General features: G+C 46.0%; 17 protein-coding genes. 4 read left to right on the top strand and 13 right to left on the bottom strand.

Annotated elements, in window-relative coordinates:
• Positions 1-14: 14 nt before the first annotated feature.
• The 12 genes from HNV11_RS00760 to HNV11_RS00705 form a co-directional block, all read right to left on the bottom strand.
• The gene (locus HNV11_RS00760) at positions 15-1,292 is read right to left on the bottom strand and encodes a lipopolysaccharide biosynthesis protein (protein ID WP_171737837.1); all 1,278 of its coding nucleotides are present in this window, start codon (positions 1,290-1,292) and stop codon (positions 15-17) included.
• Positions 1,289-2,131, bottom strand: a complete 843-nt coding sequence (locus HNV11_RS00755) for an O-fucosyltransferase family protein (protein WP_171737836.1) — start codon at positions 2,129-2,131, stop codon at positions 1,289-1,291. Before HNV11_RS00755 ends, HNV11_RS00760 begins: the two co-directional genes overlap by 4 nt.
• 82 nt (positions 2,132-2,213) lie before the next feature.
• A complete protein-coding gene (locus tag HNV11_RS00750) occupies positions 2,214-3,095 on the bottom strand; it encodes an aldo-keto reductase family protein (protein ID WP_171737835.1) in 882 nt (293 codons plus the stop codon).
• Positions 3,096-3,105: 10 nt separating this feature from the next.
• The gene (locus tag HNV11_RS00745; protein WP_240163674.1) at positions 3,106-4,128 is read right to left on the bottom strand and encodes a Gfo/Idh/MocA family protein; all 1,023 of its coding nucleotides are present in this window, start codon (positions 4,126-4,128) and stop codon (positions 3,106-3,108) included.
• A gap of 1 nt (position 4,129) precedes the next feature.
• Positions 4,130-4,894, bottom strand: coding sequence for a WecB/TagA/CpsF family glycosyltransferase (locus HNV11_RS00740; protein WP_171737833.1), 765 nt, complete (start codon positions 4,892-4,894; stop codon positions 4,130-4,132).
• 39 nt (positions 4,895-4,933) lie between these two features.
• Entirely contained in the window at positions 4,934-5,821 is an 888-nt protein-coding gene (locus HNV11_RS00735; protein WP_171737832.1) for a glycosyltransferase family 2 protein, read from the bottom strand.
• A 65-nt stretch (positions 5,822-5,886) separates the two neighbouring features.
• A complete protein-coding gene (locus HNV11_RS00730) occupies positions 5,887-6,495 on the bottom strand; it encodes an alpha-1,2-fucosyltransferase (protein WP_171737831.1) in 609 nt (202 codons plus the stop codon).
• Positions 6,496-6,750: 255 nt separating this feature from the next.
• Entirely contained in the window at positions 6,751-8,088 is a 1,338-nt protein-coding gene (locus tag HNV11_RS00725; RefSeq protein ID WP_171737830.1) for an O-antigen ligase family protein, read from the bottom strand.
• A gap of 244 nt (positions 8,089-8,332) precedes the next feature.
• Positions 8,333-9,262: an HMG-box domain-containing protein gene (locus HNV11_RS00720; RefSeq protein ID WP_171737829.1), complete on the bottom strand. Its 930-nt coding sequence runs from the start codon at positions 9,260-9,262 to the stop codon at positions 8,333-8,335.
• A gap of 10 nt (positions 9,263-9,272) precedes the next feature.
• Entirely contained in the window at positions 9,273-9,941 is a 669-nt protein-coding gene (locus HNV11_RS00715) for a sugar transferase (RefSeq protein ID WP_171737828.1), read from the bottom strand.
• Between the two features lie 44 nt (positions 9,942-9,985).
• Positions 9,986-12,184: a GumC family protein gene (locus HNV11_RS00710; protein ID WP_240163672.1), complete on the bottom strand. Its 2,199-nt coding sequence runs from the start codon at positions 12,182-12,184 to the stop codon at positions 9,986-9,988.
• A 150-nt stretch (positions 12,185-12,334) separates the two neighbouring features.
• A complete protein-coding gene (locus tag HNV11_RS00705; RefSeq protein WP_171737826.1) occupies positions 12,335-13,159 on the bottom strand; it encodes a polysaccharide biosynthesis/export family protein in 825 nt (274 codons plus the stop codon).
• Between the two features lie 1,012 nt (positions 13,160-14,171).
• On the opposite strand from HNV11_RS00705, the gene HNV11_RS00700 reads away from it, so the two are divergent.
• The gene (locus tag HNV11_RS00700; RefSeq protein WP_171737825.1) at positions 14,172-14,612 is read left to right on the top strand and encodes a hypothetical protein; all 441 of its coding nucleotides are present in this window, start codon (positions 14,172-14,174) and stop codon (positions 14,610-14,612) included.
• A 296-nt stretch (positions 14,613-14,908) separates the two neighbouring features.
• Complete coding sequence (locus tag HNV11_RS00695) at positions 14,909-16,612, top strand: AMP-binding protein (protein WP_171737824.1); 1,704 nt, start codon at positions 14,909-14,911, stop codon at positions 16,610-16,612.
• Between the two features lie 83 nt (positions 16,613-16,695).
• Here HNV11_RS00695 and HNV11_RS00690 read toward each other — a convergent pair whose 3' ends face one another.
• Positions 16,696-17,163 carry a LytR/AlgR family response regulator transcription factor gene (locus tag HNV11_RS00690; protein WP_171737823.1) on the bottom strand — a complete coding sequence of 156 codons (468 nt, stop codon included), beginning with the start codon at positions 17,161-17,163 and terminating at the stop codon, positions 16,696-16,698.
• 265 nt (positions 17,164-17,428) lie between these two features.
• Between HNV11_RS00690 and cysM the strand changes: the two genes are divergently transcribed.
• A complete protein-coding gene (gene cysM, locus HNV11_RS00685) occupies positions 17,429-18,301 on the top strand; it encodes a cysteine synthase CysM (RefSeq protein WP_171737822.1) in 873 nt (290 codons plus the stop codon).
• 77 nt (positions 18,302-18,378) lie between these two features.
• A complete protein-coding gene (locus HNV11_RS00680) occupies positions 18,379-19,470 on the top strand; it encodes a quinone-dependent dihydroorotate dehydrogenase (RefSeq protein ID WP_171737821.1) in 1,092 nt (363 codons plus the stop codon).
• Positions 19,471-19,478 lie beyond the last annotated feature (8 nt).

Raw genomic sequence — 19,478 nt, 5'->3', positions numbered from 1 at the left:
CTACTCTTTCGTCACTACACCATGCTCAGCTTCTTGAAGCTGAAGCTAGCCTGCAGAATAATCAGGATCATAAACGTCATAGCAGTAGCATACGCCACGCCCAACTGGTCAAAATATATACCGCCTGCTATGTAGGATGCCACACACACAGCACAGGCCACCATATTAGAAATTAATAGCTGTCGGCTCTGCTGCAAGGCATTCAGCACAGATGATGAAATTGAAAACAGAATCATCAACCCGCTGGTAACAGCGTGAATATTGGCGTATTTGACCGCGTTGTTATATCGCCCCGCCGTTAAATAATTGATAATATAGGGTGATACCAGCCAGAAGCCAATTACGCATACCACAACCATAAGCACCAGCATCAAACTAATGCGGCCTAACACTTTATAATTCTGAGTAATAGCATATTTATAGATATCAGGTTCCATAGTTTGATAGAACGGAAACAAAGCCATATACAAATAATTGGCAATATTTTTCCCGATATTATAAAAACCCATTTCCGTTGGATTATTCAAGCGTTCCAGAACCAGGTTATCGAAATTTAAAACGGGCAGATATAAAAAAGAGGCCGGTAATAAAGGCAAAACCGTTCTGATTGCGTGTTTTATTATGTCTTTTTGTATAACAAACGCCTGTCCATCCATTATTGAGCGAATAGCAACAACAAAGAAGACTACTTCCGTAACCAGCGTTCCTAATAACCGGCCGGTTAGACCCATATCCGCCGACGTAACAAAATAAATTGACAAAGCCATGGTTAAAACTCTGTAACCAGCGGCTAAGACAAAATACATGATAGGTTTTTTGCCTAATCGGTAGGTAGCCTGAAGCAATCCGGTATATACGGCAAAAACCTGCGTTGCTAAAGCCAGAATTGCATACGGAAAAAAGGGAATACTTCCTCCAATGAGGCTCATTGCCTGGTTCAGAAGTACTAGTGAAAGCGGAAAAAAAAGAAAGTTCCAGCCTAAAGAAAATAAGGTCAGCGATGCCAGAGTAGCTTTAAGTTCTTTAGGTTCCTGTCTGAAGTAAATAGACATGTAATACGTCTGGAACAGAAGACCATAGAAGCAGTTGATCAGAGAACCTACCGATGCATAAAAGCCCATATAGGCAAACTCTTCGGAACTTAGATGTCTGGCAAAAATTGGTGATGTGTATATGGATAGACTAAAGCTCACGACTGGCACGAGCATATAGACAAAAGTTGACTTGAAGCTGCCCATGTATTTAGCCAGCAAGTCTGATAAAACCAATTTTTGCGCTTTGGCAAACATCATATTCTTAGAATTTCTAACTGCACATTGCCCAACAAAGCCGCCCGTTCGGAGAAGGTGCTGTTAAACGAACCCCAGATCTGGTTTGTCCGGCTCAGGCAGCTCAGGTCGAGCAGAGCATCTTTAATTCCCTGTTCTGAATTCCGGCTTCTGTTGCTTACGCCGGTAATTATTCTACTGCCAAAATGCGACGTTAACTCATTCAGCACCTCTACCGAATCAGTTGCGACATAGAAACATACGTCCGGCTGCTTGTGGCATGTTTCTTTCATTTTTGCGACAAACAACTCAATTGGAGAATGATTGATGGCTTCCTGATGGTCTGTTCTGCGAATATGTACGCCAACAAATGGGGCGCTATCATTCACGTACGACTTTGCAACGGCCTGTATATCTTTCCGGATTGAAATAACCGGCTCCCGATCGGGAGCCGGATAGAATGCCCAGCAGCTTTCTATATAAAGTGCATCATGGGTAGCAGCAAGCTGATCGAAATACGTCTGCATTTCGGCAAGATCAACAGTTTCTTTATCCAGAAGCGGCAGGAGCTCCCGCTCACCAATTTGCACGCTGTGCGAACTGGCAACCCAGATTCTGTTAAATATAGAACGAACCCTGCGCCTGATTTTATCCGTAAACCGGCTGCCGGCCATATCCACATTTAACAGCTTAACGTGGGGAATTACCTCAAAGCAGGCCTGAAAAAACGCGTTCAGATGCTCGTTCTTTTCCCATAGAATACTCAGTTCAGCCGAGTGATACGTTGCAAAAGCATGGGCAGCCTCAATAGTTCTGATGCGATTAGCAATGCCTCCATACGGCTTGACAGTGAGTCGTTTCATAGCTTTCACGAGTCAGGAGCCACGCTTGCAATCCTCGCGCAACTCAATCATGACGTATTATATCCGCTTATTACCCGTTGTTTTATATCAAGACCTCGGTCTGATCGGGCCAGAATTTATTGATCAGGTCCCGGTTCTGCTCAATGTGGCTTCGGGAAGAAGCGCCAAAAAGAACAGACTCGATATTAGGCAGACCGCATACGTATTCCAGGGCCGGTTTTGGTGGAATAGCCCCCGCTGCAAACACCTGCATGGCAATTGCCCGCATCTGGTTTTCTTTCAGGGTTCGCTCGTACAAGTCAATGCCTCCCGACATGCGGAAACCGATCTTATTTATAGATGCGCAGATAATCGGGTTTTCAATCCCTACTTTCTCAAGCGCCTGATACATCAGCGGCAGGTTCATCGTAATAAAACCGGGTTCAGCGTTGTATTTCTTTTTGACGTAATCGTGAAACGCCCGAAAGAAATCATACATACCCAGCCCCAAAATAAGATCGGTCACTACGTTCTGGATGAAAATGACATCGGTTCGTATGCCCTTGAACATTTTCATTTCGGTGTCAACCAGGATTTCCATAATACTGACAAAATCCTTTTTGACAACAGCCAGCCCACCCTTTGCCAGCGTTCCGAACAGATTGGAGCTTGGCATGTATTCTTTAAGCGCGCCCATTATACCCAGTTCCGTAACTGCATTGGCATATTTATGCGCATACGGCATGCAGGGATAGATCTGGAAGTTTGCATAGCGGGCCGGATTCTGCCGGATGTGATTACAGATGTTAGCGATCCGGTCATGGGTCGTGCACATAAACGTTTCGATACCGCTGTCAATAGCCGTATCCAGGACGTTGATAATGGCCTGATCGTCTTTGAAACGAACGGCCTGTGCCCTTGACTTTTCATCTGAAAGGTGGTTGACGGCAAAAAACTGGTTATCGCCGAATAAGATTCTTTCCATAGTCTAAACGTTAGGCTGTATATTGTTTTAGTAAAGAAAGTACCCGATCTGTTTTAAGGGCGGTACTGAAGGTGCTGATTCCCCGCGTATTTCGCTCCTGAATGCAGGCTGCGAAGTAGTCGATCTGAGCCGAGTATTCTTCGCCCCGCAGATAAAAACCAACCGACGGAGTCAGGTCCGTAACGTATTTAACGTTCCAGCCTTTTTCGTATTCAGCCAGCTTTGGCTTGCCTTTGAAGTAAATTTTCAGTTCCTGCGCATCAGCGACTATCTTTCCCTCTTTGCCCATTATGGTCATTTGGGGCGAGATTTTACGGTAGGTTTCGTCGCTCCAGTTCACCGATAGATGGCCCGATACTCCCGACGTCAGTTGCAGACTTGCATATACTGCATCTTCAACCTGAAGTGAATATATCTTTTTCAATGAGCCGCTATCCAGTTTGCTGACCGGCCCCAGCACGTACTGCAATAGATCAATGATGTGCGACGCGTAATCAAATAAGCAGCCGCCCCCTTCGGTCGGGTTCGACCGCCAGGTACCTTCCTTTTGCCGAATCACAACTGGACCGTAACATTCCGCTACGAAATGGTATACCTCCCCAATGGCCTGTTGATCAATCAGGCGTTTGACTTCCCGAAACACACCAATAAACCGGTTATGATAACCAACCTGGGTAACTACCTGCTTGGCTTCGGCCATTCGGACCAGTTCCTCGCCTTCGTGTAACTGCAGTGAAAAAGGCTTCTCTAAAAATACATGTAGTCCTTTATCGAGCGCATACTTAGCCATCTCGTAATGAAACTTGGTTGGCGTAGCAATGATGATCGCTTCGGGGGCTACTCTGTCGATCATTTTTCTGTAATCCGTAAAGCATTCAAATACTGAATGCTGTTTGAATGCTTCCAGAACGATACCCGACGTATCGCAGATTCCTACAATATTGAAAGACGGATGCGCATTCAGAATTGCCAGATGCGACAGGCCCATTTTCCCTAATCCGACAATAACTGTCCGAATCGGTTGCTTACTCATTTTAGACATGTTTTAATTTGATGAGACAAAACAGAACGTCTTTAAAAAAGACGAGTTGATTTTTAGTGTTGCGCTTAAAAATTTCGGGCCTTAGGAAGATTCGGACAAACCATTCGAGCCGGAGCTTAATCCAGATTTTTGCGGGTCGTTTGCTGTTTCCGGCGTACCAGTCGAACACGTTGCCAATAGTGGCAATCACTTTTGTATCCAGATGGGCTTTATATTGGTAGGCCCATTTCTCCTGTTTCGGAGCCGACATTCCAACGAAGACAACATCCGGCCGAAAGGCGTTAATTTTTTCAATAATGGGCAATGAGTCTTCCCAATCCAGCGTCTCTTTATAAGGTGGAGAATAATAGTCGGCTTCCAGATCAGGGTAATCAATAGCCAGCCGATTCACTATTTTCCTCAGGGTCTGCTCCGTAGACCCCACAAAAAAGCACCGTCCACCTTTCTGATTGAAATAGCTGGTGAAATAATCGAACGTATCAGCACCGGCGATCTTTTTGATATTTTTCCCATTCAAGATTATAGATCCCATTGCCACGCCCATCCCATCGAGTGTGAGAACATCACTGTTCTTAAGCGCTTCGTCCAAGAAGGCGTCTTTCTGCGCAAGTCCGTATGAATTAGGACTCATTGTGTTAATCAGAATTGTGTTATTGCCAATGGGCACCTGCTCCAGCTTTCCGGAAAAAACAGGATACCCGATTACAGACGTTGTAGGAAGGCCGCTCTGCGTTTTCGGCGTAGCTCCTGATATCATATCTTTTCTTGTGTTTACGTTGATTCGTTTTCGCCTGTGTTAAGCCGACTCCATGACGCGCATCCGCCGAAGCGCATAACCAATAAAAATTCGGCCAACATCAAAGCTGAAATAAAGCCATTTGGTTGGAGCGTGCCGCATGGCAAAGGCGTAGCGCATACCCAGATTGATTGGCGAATATTTTGACCAGAGTCCACGCCAGAATTTATTGAAAGTCAGATCTGCCCGGACTTTCAAACCAGACGTATCGACGTGTTCAAAGACAACGGTATTAGTCGGCAAAATCAGCCGGTAGCCGGCCCGTCGGGCGCGAACGGTAAACTCAATATCGGCCATATAATGGACGAAATTTCGGGAATCGAACAAGCCAACTTTATCGAAAACCTCGAACGGAATCAGAATCCCCCGCCCCGGAAGACTATCCGATTCGATAAAGGGCGTCTGCCGTTTTAGATAGGCATACGAGTTTTGATAGCGGGAATAAGCCAGGTCCTGCTCATAGGCCGAATGCAGGTTCATTCGGGTACCGGCAAACTGCAGTGAGTCGTGCTTTTTTATATCGACGCTGACCGAGCCAAGCAGGCAGGGCGCATACTGATAATAATTCGACAGAAGCGTTTCGACGTAATCATCCGGGACTTCCGTATCATCATTGAGGGTTAGGACAAAGTTGTCTTCGCCGGCAACCTTATTCGCCAGTGCGTACCGAACCCCTACGTTCGTTCCTTCTGTCCACCACAAATTTCCGTCGCCCGTGAGCCTGACGACATCTGGAAACTCATTCTGGATCATCAGGTCCGTTCCATCCGTAGAGCCGTCGTCAACAACAACGACCTTAAAATTACGAACTGTCTGGCTCTTCAGACACTGCAGACACGCACGCGTTAGCTGTTTGCGATTGTGAACAGGAATAACGACAAAAATCATAGTTGACTCTGAATGATAAATCGTGTTATTGAATACAAGCTACAGTATCGTTTAGACGCGGACAGTTAGCCCATTGTCACCTCAAAACTGGTGGCCGAAAGTGGCTTGGTGTAGTCGATAATGTGATACAGGGGTGTATTTCCGACAAAAGACGCCCAGCCCGAAAAGGAACTTGGCGGTCCTATAATCTGGTCGCAGCCAGATAGAAGAGTAAGCTCCTCAATAAATGTGTTTCGAGGAATTGCGACGTTAAACTGCCGGAAGTTTTCTTCGTTGATGGGTTCGTTGGAGCAGAGTACAAATCCAACTCGATCGTGCCCATATAGGTCCACAATTGACTGCATCAGTTGAGCGTATACCGCATCCGGATAACAATACTTCCCATTCTGCCACTGCCGGTAGTCCCCCCGGCGGATGTGAACGCCAACCAGAATGCTTCGTGAAGCCCTAAGTGTACTCAGATATGTTTCAACCTTTTTACGTACACCGGTCTCAGGCTCAAAATAGGCCCGTAGCGTATCGGCATGTTTATGAAAATTGGCGTAATCCCGAAAGAGCCAGTTTGTCGCCACAATCCGTTTTTGCTGGGCGTATTCGATAAACTGTTTATCCCGGCATGTAAAATCCAGCGGCTCATGAAGCAGCATAACTGCTGAGCCAGGCCAGGTTGACATAGAGTGATCATCTAGAATAGGCAGCAGTTTCTCGACAGCCTTGTTGATTATCCCTGGCAACGGCTGGAACTGAATGAAAGGAATCCCTTTCAAAACCGGGAAATAGGAACTGTAGTCAAAGGCATGGTGCTTTATCGAATAATCATATTCGATAGCATTAGCAATATGATGTGCGAAACGAAACAGCTGGTTAGCCAATTGTCCGGTTCGTGCTACGAGATGTACCATATTCCGCTGGTTATAGATGCGTAAAGGTTAATCGAGGCTGACGACGGTGTCTTCTAATTCTTCATGAGCCACCAGATGAATCTGGGCATTTCGATTCAGCTGGCAGGCCGAGATGGTAAAGCCCAGCCAGCACCAGATCAGCATAAAATAATTAGGCTCACGGATCGCCTGGATTTTTAGTTCATTGACGAAAAATACGCCCCAGAACATCAGCAGGCCCAGATACAGCGCCCGCAAATCGGGATCACTGGTTTGACGGAGCGTTTGCCACAGATAGACAGGATGGTAGAGCATCCACCCAACAAAAAGGATGGCGCCCCCCCACCCCAGCATGACGGGCAAGCTTAAGTACAGGTTGTGAAAATCCCGAATCTCGTTTGTTTCCGTATTAACAAAACCGAACAGAGCCATCGTGTAATGCTCGGCCACACCGTAGCCATAACCCAGTATCCAGTCACTCTCCCCTAACCGCTTCAAGCCCAGTTTGAGCGTTACTTCGCGGTTCATAGCGTCCGCGCTGGCCATGGAACCCGACCCGAGTTGATCAAAATCAATTTCAACTAACCGCTCGATGATAAAGTCCAGACCTATGTATGGCCCGGCGAGAATAATAACCAGGACAAAAGCCCCCAGATACATCAGAAAGGCTGGGCGCCGGCCCAAGTAGGGGCTGTAATAGACTAGATAGAACAGCATAAGCGGCACCGTCAGCAGAGCTGACGAACGGGTTGCCGTTGCGATAATGCTCAGGAAGCAGCAAAGCGCGGTTACTATCAGAACCCGTTTGTGCACCATAAAATATTCACTGATCTGCCTGATAACCAAAGGCAATACTAACGCCAGAATCAGCGACGAGTATTCAGCGAATAGCTCAAAATCGTTGAACGAACCATTTGACCGCTCTGATTTATGTTCATAATTCTCCCAGCCGTTGTTTTCCAGATTCTCTTCGTAACCTGCTGGTAATAAAGGCGAGGACACCGACACCAGCATAAGTTTCTGGTTTAGAGCGATAATCATATTCCACACACTCAGCGCGGCTACTACCAGAAGAAGTCGTTGAAAAAACACCTTATTCGCCGGTAACTGCACAATGAACAGGTACAGCAAGCCATACGAAAGGCTAAGCATAAACCCTTCTGCGCGAACGGCCAGGGGGGTATCGGCCACTAGCACCAGCCCAAGTGTATTAAGAATAAATACCCCCCAGAGAAGAATTTTTGAGAGTAAAGGCAGATTAGTGTTTCGTTTCCACCAGGGGCTGGCAAAGGCGTATAAGCCTAAAGCGGCACAATTTGAGAGATTCCACAGACCGCCGTGGTTGTTTCCATAATAAAAATAACTACAGGCGAATATGACCAGCATGTAATCACTATGGTAGTTTTTAATGAGCAACCAAAGCAGTAAAGACAGGATACACGCCATTCCGACAGGATACCCAATACTAGGATTCACCCATTCGCTCAGACATAAATGGCCAACCACGAGAAGGCCAATGATGTAAAGGAATAGCTCCGAAACCGGCAAAACTTTTATGACGTGACGCTCAAGCATACAGTGTCTGGTCTGGACTACAGGCAATCCTTCAACGTAATGAGTAAGTATAAGCTTAGGGTAAAGTCAGTTTAAACCCAGGTAGCCGCTGAACTCGGCGCATAGCCCGTATCCAGATCGGATCTTTCCGCAGAAAGTAATGATCCATATTATAGCCATCAAAGTACGGATGCAGCCTGACCGGCACCTGATAGCCACTGACCCGGAAAGAATGGTTAACCGATCGCCGATGCCGCCACGGCTCAAACTGATCATCATGCACACCTGTTGCGCCAATATTCTGAACCAGGTTTTCCCGCGGGGTAACTGCTAATCCGCGGCTAACAAACAGAGTGTATTGCCACTGATAATCCCAGGTGTGTTTTGCTGACTGATTATACACCTCATTGAACATAGCTTCCCAGAAAGCAACGTGCTTTTGCCGAGGAAAAACCTCTCTTATAAAGCTGGTCTGTTGCAGGGCTGGCCAGTTGTGCATGTGGTAATCATATCGTTGCCAGGCCCGTCGCCAGGTGGCCCACCCCCATACGTGGCCAATTGCGGTAAAAAAGTAAGGCTCTGCAATAGCAAATTCCTCATTCCAGCGCGTGCCGGCAATGTGCATAATCCGCGAATCATGCTTGTATTTTGCCAGCATTTCCTGGCAGTACGTAAAGAAGGCAGGCGCGGGCACGCAGTCATCTTCGAGAATGATGCCCATTGCTTCGTTAGCAAAAAACCAATCGATAGCCTGGCTTACGGCGAGTCCGCAACCTAAGTTCTCGTCACGCTTCAGAATATGTATTTGACAAGGCCAGTCGAGCTGATTAACCAAATTAACACAGGCTTCAATGCCAGCCTTATCCTGATCAATACCAGGCCTTGGTCCATCCAGTGCCACATAAAGCGTTCTTGGACGCACCTGTGCCAGCGCCTGCAGTACCTCCTGCGTATACTGGGGTCGGTTGAAAAGCAAGAGTAAGACAGGTGTCGTAAAATTCGTCATAGGCATCGGGTTACCAGCCGTTTGTATTACCACCAAACATTTTGATAGCAGTTTGCCAGCATATAACTATATCCTGCCAAAGGCTATGCTTGCGGATGTAAAAGAGATCATACTGTAACCGATGCTTCATTTTAAGCGCATTATCCGTAAGGCCGCGGGCTCCCCGAACCTGGGCCAGCCCTGTAATGCCCGGAAGAACATCATACCGTTTATGGTAATTGGGCAGGCGGAACCAGAATTCGGCATCGTGCTGAATAGCGTGCGGCCTTGGTCCAACGAGGCTCATATTTCCAATCAGCACATTCAGAAACTGGGGCATTTCGTCCAGATTGGTTCTCCGGAGCCACCGTCCCACGGTCGTTATTCGCGCATCGTTATGCACAGCCTGCCGAAACGTAATATTCTGATGATCATGCAGCATTGTCCGGAACTTATAGCAATGGAAAGGCCGGCCATTTCGTCCCGTTCTCCATTGAACAAAGAAGACAGGCCCCGGTGATGTGGCCTTGATCAACAGGCCAACCAGCGGTATCATCCAGATGAGAACGCCTACCGTAACTAGTGTAGCAAGCAGCAGGTCGAAAGGTCGTTTCCACGGATTATTGATTAATTTATAAGCGTGGTGGCTTTCCTTCGCTATATCCAGTTCAATCGATTCGATATCAATGGAAGTTAACATGGGAACGTGTGGGTTATAACAGTCAATAACGGGTTAGGTATCTGTTACGAGTTGCGAGGAAGTATGGATTTAGACTTGGCCTGAACGTAGTAAGCCTTGCTGTATTGATAATTTTGATCATCATCTACGGCATTCATAATGATGCTGAGCTGCGGAAACCGTTTCTCTTTACGTAGTGAGTTAATCTGTTTCAGGTAGTTTTTAGGCGTGATGCCCGGACGCACCATGAAATAGGTAGCATCAACCAATGGCGCAATCAGGCGGGCGTCTGATACGATACCAACAGGTGGCGTATCAATCAGAATATACGTGAAGTGCTCGCGCAGTTCATTAAGTAACTGCGACAGCCGGGAGCTGCTCAGCAATTCGGCAGGGTTAGCCGTTGAGCTTCCGCTTGGCACCATGAAGTAATTTTCGTAGCCGGGCACCTGTTTTAGTATTTGAAAAAACGAAGCTTCGCCCAGCAGATAGTCGCTGATACCCGGCGACTGGTCCATGTTATAAACACCCGGTAAGGTAGGCCGACGAAGGTCCATTTCCAGAATCACCGTGGGCAAACCTACCAGCGCCAGACTTGCGCCAATATTCAGCGAGGCAAACGATTTCCCTTCGCCACTAATGCTGGAAGTAAAAAGCAGCACATGGCTTTTCCTCGGCTCATTTTCTAACTGTCGAATACTGGCCCGTAGGGTACGGAATTGCTCTGAGATTATGGATGGCTGCTTATAGTCAACAATGAACGATGCCTGCTTTTTGTGCATCAGTTCGCCAGCAATAGGTATCTGCGTGGTTTCTTCGACATCAGTCTGCTGAGAGACCCGATTACTGAGTAAACTGCGTCCGGCAATAACCGAAAAGGGGATTATCATCCCAAGCAAGCCGAACATTCCGTAAATCATCAGTTTCACAGGCTTGACGGGCACGTCACCACTCTGCGCCCGATCAATTGTCCGACTATCCGAAATAGAAGAAGCGTAGGATACAGCCGTTTCTTCCCGCTTTTGCAGCAGGTATGTATACAGATTGTTCTTGATGGCCTGTTGCCGTGTTACGTTCATTAAAGAACGCTCCTGCCGGGGAATTGTCCGAATTACATGCTCTACCTGGTTGTTTTTAGCCGTGTATTGCTGCTTGGAACTAAGCAGCATTTGCCGCATAGTCTGAATATTTTCTGCAATGTTATCTTTAAGGCTCTTAATCTGGCTGTCCAGCGTTTGCAGAAGTGGATTCAGCGACGAAGTGGTTCGTGACAGTTGTTCTTTCTGCAATTCCAGCTGATTCACTTTCTCAACCAGACTCAAGAGAACCGGATCATTCAACCCCACTGTAGCTGGTGCGCTGCCCGGCTGATCCGACTGCTTATTAATGTAGGCCTGAAGGTCATTCAGAACTGCCAACTGAACATTTACCTGGTTTAGCGAGGCATCATTTTGTTGAACCGTCTGTAAAAATGACTGGGCCTGACTACTGAGATCAGTTATGCCCTCTCTGGATTTATACGTTTCAACAGCACTCTCGGCGTTAGCTAATTCGCCGGAGAGAATGGCCAGCCGCTCATCAATAAAGTTGAGCGTATTGGCTGCTATAAGATTTTTATCCTGAACAGCGGCCTGATTGTATTCACTGATAAGCTGATTTAGAATGGCTTCCCCTTTTGCCGGAACGGCATCTTCGAGGCTCAAAACAATTACCGTGGAAGATTTACTAGTCGGTTCTGCCTTGAGACTTCTGACGTAACCGTTCACGGCGCTCGCGCGCTTCATTGCCCAGATAAATAGGGGCTGGGTTGTGTCGCTGACGGCCCTTACATTCTTGAATCGCAGAATTCCGTATGGCGTCTGCACCGCTATATTCAGCGGATATATCTGTCCGTCGAGCTTTATAGTTCGGGTGTTGGGAAACGAAACCTCCAGGAGCGTTTTGTAAAGTTCTTCGTTCGGTTTTTCAATCACCAGTTCTATGGGGGTGTTTCCGTAAACCTCCCGATGGCCGAATGTACTGGCGTGATAATAGGCTACATCCAGTCGAAGCCGTTCTACTACCCGCTCCATCAGCGTAAATGAACGCAGGATTTCGATTTCGTTTTCAACTACCTGCTTAGACGCAAAGGCCTGCATTTCTTTCAGAAGCCCCCCCTGTTCATTTCCCTTTTTTTCATCCTGAACCAATAAACTGGCCTGAATTTTGTAGACAGGCTGTTTATAAGCTAAATACACATAAGCCCCTGCCAACATTAGGGTCACGGAAATAAGAAACCAAGGCCAGTTCCTGATACATTTCGTAAAAAGATTCCAAAGCGTTGAGCCGTCTGATTCAACTACCTGGTAAGGAACATACGTAGCGGTAGCTTTATGGATCATATGTATGACGTGATGTACTTATGGGTATTATGGTTACCACCGATTAATTAAGATGGCTATTGCCGACAATGCGCTCACAATAGTTGGTAGGAAGAGAAAGGTTCTATCCGCATTAGTAACCCGGTATTTACCCGGCTCAACATACACAATATCATTAGAGTGAAGTGAGTAATACGGTGAACGAAAGGCATCCCGTCGGGTCAGGTCAACATGAGCGAAAATACGCTTATTATCCTCCTCTCTAATAATCAGCACATTATTACGACGACCATAAATGGTTAGGTCACCGGCCAGCCCCAGAGCTTCGGGCAATGTGAGTTGTTCATTCGGGATATTATAAACCGCTGGATGAGCCACTTCCCCCAGAACAGACACGCGAAAATTGAGATTTCGAACATTCACAGTCGGCTCTTTCAAGTACCCCCCCAGTCGGCCTTTTATCATCTCGCTGATCTGCCGGTTTGTCTTTCCAACTACGTTTAGTTCCCCAAGTATGGGTAGTTGTATAGTACCGGCATCAGAAACCAGATAACCCGTAGCCTGCGGTAACGAGTTTGCCTGTACCGTTGGTGTTGAGTAACCTACGGTCGAAACAGATGGCGGATTAAAAAACGATGAAGCTTCGGGATTTAAACTACTGATCTGAATGGATAAAATATCCCCTTTCCGCACGGTTGATACATATGGCACCATTATTGCCACCGTGTCTTTGTCCGACGCACCTTTTTGAAAATAGGCTAATTGCTTAGAAGAAGTGCATGAACTATTACCTGCAAATAACAAAGAGGCTACCCCTACCAATGGTAAGTATCTGAACAGCTTTGCTGCCCAGATATTACAGATTTCAAACTTTTGCATTTTAAAAGCCATTTGAAACTAATACTCGGATCATTGTTTAATTTAAACCTATATAATAGCCGTTTAATCAACATCACCAGATAAACAGCTAATTAAGGTTTCAAGCTGAACTTTGACAAAAAATTAAATATACAAAAATTAAATATTAAAATATGTTAATGTCTAATCATCTGTTACACAAACACAATGTAACTTTAATAGTATAATTGCAACATATATACCTTACTTTTATTTGTTTTATACAATTTTATAGCAAACAAATTCAATTTAATCCTATATTTTTTGTTACTTCACTACCAATAGTATAACTAATCTAAACTTTGGACTAACTACATTAAAAATAAGAAAAATTAAAAAGTTATATAAATTATAAATAAAATCAAAAAAATAGAGTATTTAGGAAATAGTGAATTCTATAAACACGTATATACTATCTATCGATAATAGAATATAGATATAACTGTGTTTCAAAGTATATAAAATTCTTATGTAAAACTAGCCATGTAAACCCTTATTTGTGAGATAAGGTTAAATCCTGCCTTTCCACAATTAATAAACTCTATGAACCGCTGACAATTTTTCCTTTGAACACCAGATTAAATTCTTATTTAATCTGGTGTGAGCTATAATAATACTTATTAACAGGCTTTGATTTATAATTAAATAAAAATATGGCGCTTTATTTATTGGCTAGTAAATATTACGAATACAAATCTATTATTTAAACAGCTTCTCAATTCTATTTTGGTAAAATCAATCACATTATTTACATAATCTGTAGCACTGACATAGTTTATTATGATGAGCATAAAGGTAAAGACCTATAAACCAACTTGCTCATAATCAAATTCTTAATGAAAGAATAAGCAGGTCAATTTCAGACTTTTATTTACTTTCTTTTAACAGTAAATACCATAAATGTGACTTATGCCAACCAATAAAGTCTAATTACCAACTTCACACTACTCGTTGTAGCAACTCACAATTGCCGAACATTTTAATTAATAAATATATGGCAAATACGCCTTTTATTCGAGCAAGAGTAGCCGGTGTGTCTGTACCATCAGACCTGGACATAAACGGGTTTGAAGCTGGCGCTCGGACTGCTCAAAATTATAATTTCCGTACGGAGAGAATTAATCAGGCCCGCCAGTTAATCAGGGAATCGTTGGTTAAAATTAAAACTACCCAACTTAATACAAGCAGTCATCGTTTAACTCAATGGTTAAGCGAAGCTTTAGGCTATACCCTAACAAACGGTGAACTGATTACGGCCATGATTGGCGAAGAGTTTGACTATTATCGATCCGGCCCCAATTGTTATTTTAATGTATCACAGAAGTCAATTCGTTTGCTTCGGGCACGTTCCTTACGTAAGTCTGTTACCTCAAGTCCTGCTCAGGATACAAATAGAAGCCTCAATAGCCTAATAAATCGAGTAGCCGTATATTAGCTTGCGTCTTTAATAGCAGATAGGTGTATAAAATAGTATCACAAATCGAAAGCGATTACCAGTTGGTTTAATTGGAGGTTAGTCTAGGTATTTAGTCTGGTTATCAGGCATTTACAAAGACTTAATAGCTAGAATCATGGACTAGGTACTTACTTGTGAAGAACAACTTTGTTTTACCCGTTAAGTCATTGACGGGTTTTTCTGCATTTATTAGATCAACGTTGTAAATTCCCGGCTGTAAACGAAACCGTTCCTGATTTCGTTTTATTTTTACTCCGAAACCTACAATCCGTTACATGGAAACGCCAACTACAAATCAGACACACCCTTGGCTGCGTTTTTATCCAAAAGGTGTTCCATATGAAATAAATCCGGATGCTTATCCTTCACTTGCTGCATTGATGGAGGAGGGCTTCAGGCGCTTTACTGACCGCCCCGCCTACGCCTGTATGGGTGAACAGATCACCTTTGGCGAAGTAGATCGTTTATCGCAGCAGTTTGCTGCCTTTTTGCAAAATGAGCTAGGACTGAAAAAAGGCGATAATATTGCTATTCAGATGCCGAATACGCTGCAGTATCCAGTGGCAATGTTTGGGGCGCTGCGAGCAGGGTTGGTTGTGGTCAATACAAATCCGCTATATACGCCACGCGAAATGCAGCATCAGTTCAAGGACTCCGGTGCGAAGGCGATTGTTATCCTGGCCAACTTTGCCAGTAACCTTGAAAAGATCTTAGAAAAGACCGATATCCGTCACGTCATTGTTACCCAACTCGGCGATTTGCTGGGCTTTCCCAAAAAGCAGATTGTTAATGCGGTAGTAAAGTATAGCAAGAAGTTAGTGCCTCCCTATACTATTCCAAAAGCAATTTCCTTTAATGATGCGTTAAATCGAGGCAGTAAGCATTCGTTCCAGCCCGTATCCATTCAGAGTAACGATCTGGCCTTTATTCAATATACAGGCGGTACGACGGGTGTTTCGAAAGGGGCGGTACTATCTCACCGGAATCTGATTGCTAACGTAGAAGGGCAGGACGTATGGATGCGCCCGGCCAATATTCCCGATGGCCAGGGGGTGATTGTAGCAGCTTTACCTCTTTACCATGTATATGCCCTGACAACGAATGCGCTGGCCGCGCTGAAGAATGGGTCAATGAACCTGCTCATTACAAACCCGCGCGATCTGAACGCATTTATTAGCGATCTGAAAAAATATCCCATTACAGCCTTTACGGGGGTTAACACGTTATATAATGGTCTCTTGAATCATCCTCGTATTGGTGAGGTTAACTTCAATCATTTGAAAGTTACCTCGGCGGGTGGTATGGCTCTGCAAACCTCTGTAGCCGAACGTTGGGCTAAGCTTACGGGTAATACCCCCTGTGAAGGTTACGGCCTGACCGAAACCTCTCCGGTATTATCGTCAAATCCCGTTGATGGTACCGTACGGGTGGGAACAATTGGGCTTCCCTGGCCCAGTACGGAGATGAAGATCATTCGCGAAGACGGATCGGATGCTCCAATTGGTGAAGCAGGTGAAATTGTAGCGCGTGGGCCCCAGGTCTTTGTTGGCTATTATAATCGCCCCGACGAAACCGCGAAAGCTATGCTGGGCGACTGGTTCAAAACCGGCGACATTGGTGTGATGAACGAAGATGGTTTCTTCAAAATCGTGGATCGTAAAAAAGACATGATTTTGGTATCGGGCTTCAACGTTTACCCCAATGAAATTGAAGACGTAGTTACTCAGTGCCCTGGTGTTCTGGAGGTAGCCTGCATTGGTATTCCAGACGCTAAATCTACGGAAGTTGTAAAAATCTTTGTGGTCAAAAAGGACCCGGAACTGACCGCCGAAACAATAAAGGCTTTCTGCCGCGAAAATCTGACGGCTTATAAGATTCCGAAACTGATTGAATTCCGGAATGAATTACCCAAATCCAACGTAGGTAAGATTTTACGTCGGCCCCTGCGAGATGAAGAAATGGCTAAGGTTAATAAATAGATAATAGATGTTTGGTAAAAACGTAACGGGGGACCAATCGTCGACGATTGGTCCCCCGTTACGTTTTGGTTTCTACTAAACGGCTAAGCCGCCAGTACGTTCGCAATAGCTTCGGTTTTTTGCTGGACGACCTCCTGCTGGAAACCTTTCACCTGCTTGATGAACCGACTGGCCTTACGGCGGGACACCTCTACCCGGTCGCCATTAACGAGACTTACGCTGAGCTGAGGACGGCCTGGAAAGCTGTTTTCGGGGTGTACGCCTTCCAGATACAGCAGATTAATAATGTTTTTTTTGTGCAGACGCACAAACACCTTTGGCGACAGGCGGCTCTCCATTTTCTTGAGCGTCAGCGATACCATTAATCGGCTGCCGTCAGCAAAATGAAATACGGTGTAATTTCCTTCTCCCTCAAGCCGAACGATATTGTGCATCGGCATTTTCTTGCGGTACCCCCAGAACGGGAGCGTCAGATCGGGCATGTCAAATTGTTGGGCGATTTGCTCAACATGAGCAAAGCTCAGCGGCTTGGCTAACAAAGCAGCTTTCATGATTTTTATCTAGTAAGGTGTGAATAAGGATACCCATGGCGCCAAAGCAACGACTTAGCCGCAGGCCTGATGCGTCATCATAGCAAGTTTACATAAAATTCATTATCAATAAGTTAGGCAATGATAAATTTTTTAAATGGTAGAAATGGGCTTCCCAGCCTTACCGCCATCAGGATTTAAGTCCGGTCATTATCTGGCTTCTGAGCGAACTAATTAGGCCGGTTTGACCTTAAACTCAACATACGATTTCTACAGACGCATTGGCATGGCAACGCTGCTTGATTTAGTTGGCAATACGCCGTTGGTTGAACTGAACCGCCTGAACACAAACCCCAACGTAACCCTCTATGGTAAACTCGAAGGCAATAATCCTGGCGGTAGCGTTAAAGACCGGGCAGCCGTCAGTATGATTCAGGGTGCTTTAGCGCGGGGTGAGCTAAAGCCGGGGATGAAACTGATTGAAGCGACCAGTGGCAATACGGGTATTGCTCTGGCGATGGTTGCCCGTCTGTATGACCTGGCTATTGAACTGGTTATGCCCGAGAACTCGACGCACGAACGGGTTCTTACGATGGAAGCGTTTGGCGCAAAAGTAATTCTGACCGAAACCATCGAAGCAGCCCGGGATTATGCCGATGCCCAGGTTCAGCAGGGTGGTTATCTGATGCTCAATCAGTTTGCCAACCCCGATAATTATCTGGCGCATTACCGCACGACTGGCCCCGAAATCTGGCGGGATACGACTGGTCAAATAACCCATTTTGTTTCGTCAATGGGTACAACGGGTACCATTATGGGAACGTCCCGGTATCTGAAAGAGCAAAATTCCGACATCCAGATAGTTGGCTGCCAACCTACCGATGGTTCATCAATTCCGGGTATCCGGAAGTGGCCGGTAGAGTATCTGCCCAGGATTTTTGAGCCCCAGCGCGTTGATCGGGTTATTGAAGTTTCGGCCGAAGACGCCACTCAAACAACGCGTCGCCTGGCTAACGTTGAAGGCGTTTTTGCAGGCATGAGCAGCGGAGGGGCCGTCTGGGCCGCACTGAAACTGGCTCAGGAGTTAGAGTCCGGCGTAATCGTATGCATTATCTGCGACCGGGGCGATCGCTACTTATCCTCGGATTTGTTCGGATAATTTTTTGTACGGGCGGATAAAGTAAATCCTGTTCATTCAGTTCCCCGCCCGAAGCTGCTTTGCCGTACCTTTGCGGTATGTATAAGCGCATTATTCTTCCGCTGCTATTTCGTTTCGACGCCGAAACTATTCATCATACGGTTACCTCTTTACTCAAGTTTGCCTTTGCCATACCGGGGATATCAGCCATTAGCCGAAAACTCTTCGTTTTAAGCGATCCGCGTTTAGAGCGCACCGTTTTCGGTCTGACCTTTCCGAATCCTGTCGGCATGGCTGCAGGTTTTGATAAAAACGCCGAGTTAGTAAGCGAACTAAGTGATTTGGGATTTGGCTTCGTGGAAATCGGCACCGTTACGCCCCGTCCACAACCCGGCAACCCACGTCCCCGCCTGTTTCGGCTGAAAGCTGATGGTGGATTGATTAACCGGATGGGTTTTAATAACAAAGGCGTCGGCCCGGCCGCTGAACGGCTGCGTGATTTCAAGCGTAACAGGGGCAATCGCCGGGTTATTGTTGGCGGTAACATTGGAAAAAATAAAGATACTCCCAACGAAAATGCCCTGAGCGATTACCTGACTGGTTTCCAGGAACTGTTTGACGCAGTCGATTATTTTGTTGTTAACGTCAGCTCACCCAATACGCCCGGCTTACGGGATTTGCAGGAGCGGGAACCACTCACTCGGCTACTAACAGCTCTACAGACCGAAAACCATCGGCGATTAAATCCGAAACCAATTCTCCTCAAAATTGCGCCCGACTTAACCAACGGTCAGTTAGACGACATCATAGCCATCGTTACGGATACAGGAATTGCCGGTATCATCGCGACGAATACGACCATTAACCGCGATGGGTTAGCGACTGACCCGGCAACCGTAGCACAGATAGGTGCCGGAGGTGTTAGCGGCCGGCCCTTGCGCGAGCGCGCAACCGAAGTAATCCGGTACCTGCATCAGCAATCGGGAGGAGCCTTCCCTATCATTGGTGTTGGGGGCATCTTTTCCGCTGCTGATGCTCAGGAGAAACTTCTGGCGGGGGCGAGTCTGGTGCAGGTGTATACCAGTTTTATCTATGAAGGCCCGGGGCTCGCCATACAAATAAACCAGGCATTACTGGCCGAATCAGTTACCCAACCAGGATTAGAAACCCGGTCAGCCAACCGTTCGTGAACGCGAAC

The organism is Spirosoma taeanense (genome assembly GCF_013127955.1).
Classification (GTDB): Bacteria; Bacteroidota; Bacteroidia; order Cytophagales; family Spirosomataceae; genus Spirosoma; species Spirosoma taeanense.
This window is presented reverse-complemented; position numbering and strand designations above follow the sequence as displayed.

Excerpts from the sequence above, each read along its gene's own strand:
- HNV11_RS00760 (WP_171737837.1), bottom strand. The coding sequence starts at position 1,292 with ATGATGTTTGCCAAAGCGCAAAAATTGGTTTTATCAGACTTGCTGGCT.
- HNV11_RS00755 (WP_171737836.1), bottom strand. The coding sequence starts at position 2,131 with ATGAAACGACTCACTGTCAAGCCGTATGGAGGCATTGCTAATCGCATC.
- HNV11_RS00750 (WP_171737835.1), bottom strand. The coding sequence starts at position 3,095 with ATGGAAAGAATCTTATTCGGCGATAACCAGTTTTTTGCCGTCAACCAC.
- HNV11_RS00745 (WP_240163674.1), bottom strand. The coding sequence starts at position 4,128 with ATGAGTAAGCAACCGATTCGGACAGTTATTGTCGGATTAGGGAAAATG.
- HNV11_RS00740 (WP_171737833.1), bottom strand. The coding sequence starts at position 4,894 with ATGATATCAGGAGCTACGCCGAAAACGCAGAGCGGCCTTCCTACAACG.
- HNV11_RS00735 (WP_171737832.1), bottom strand. The coding sequence starts at position 5,821 with ATGATTTTTGTCGTTATTCCTGTTCACAATCGCAAACAGCTAACGCGT.
- HNV11_RS00730 (WP_171737831.1), bottom strand. The coding sequence starts at position 6,495 with ATGTCAACCTGGCCTGGCTCAGCAGTTATGCTGCTTCATGAGCCGCTG.
- HNV11_RS00725 (WP_171737830.1), bottom strand. The coding sequence starts at position 8,088 with ATGCTGGTCATATTCGCCTGTAGTTATTTTTATTATGGAAACAACCAC.
- HNV11_RS00720 (WP_171737829.1), bottom strand. The coding sequence starts at position 9,262 with ATGACGAATTTTACGACACCTGTCTTACTCTTGCTTTTCAACCGACCC.
- HNV11_RS00715 (WP_171737828.1), bottom strand. The coding sequence starts at position 9,941 with ATGTTAACTTCCATTGATATCGAATCGATTGAACTGGATATAGCGAAG.
- HNV11_RS00705 (WP_171737826.1), bottom strand. The coding sequence starts at position 13,159 with ATGCAAAAGTTTGAAATCTGTAATATCTGGGCAGCAAAGCTGTTCAGA.
- HNV11_RS00700 (WP_171737825.1), top strand. The coding sequence starts at position 14,172 with ATGGCAAATACGCCTTTTATTCGAGCAAGAGTAGCCGGTGTGTCTGTA.
- HNV11_RS00695 (WP_171737824.1), top strand. The coding sequence starts at position 14,909 with ATGGAAACGCCAACTACAAATCAGACACACCCTTGGCTGCGTTTTTAT.
- HNV11_RS00690 (WP_171737823.1), bottom strand. The coding sequence starts at position 17,163 with ATGAAAGCTGCTTTGTTAGCCAAGCCGCTGAGCTTTGCTCATGTTGAG.
- cysM (WP_171737822.1), top strand. The coding sequence starts at position 17,429 with ATGGCAACGCTGCTTGATTTAGTTGGCAATACGCCGTTGGTTGAACTG.
- HNV11_RS00680 (WP_171737821.1), top strand. The coding sequence starts at position 18,379 with ATGTATAAGCGCATTATTCTTCCGCTGCTATTTCGTTTCGACGCCGAA.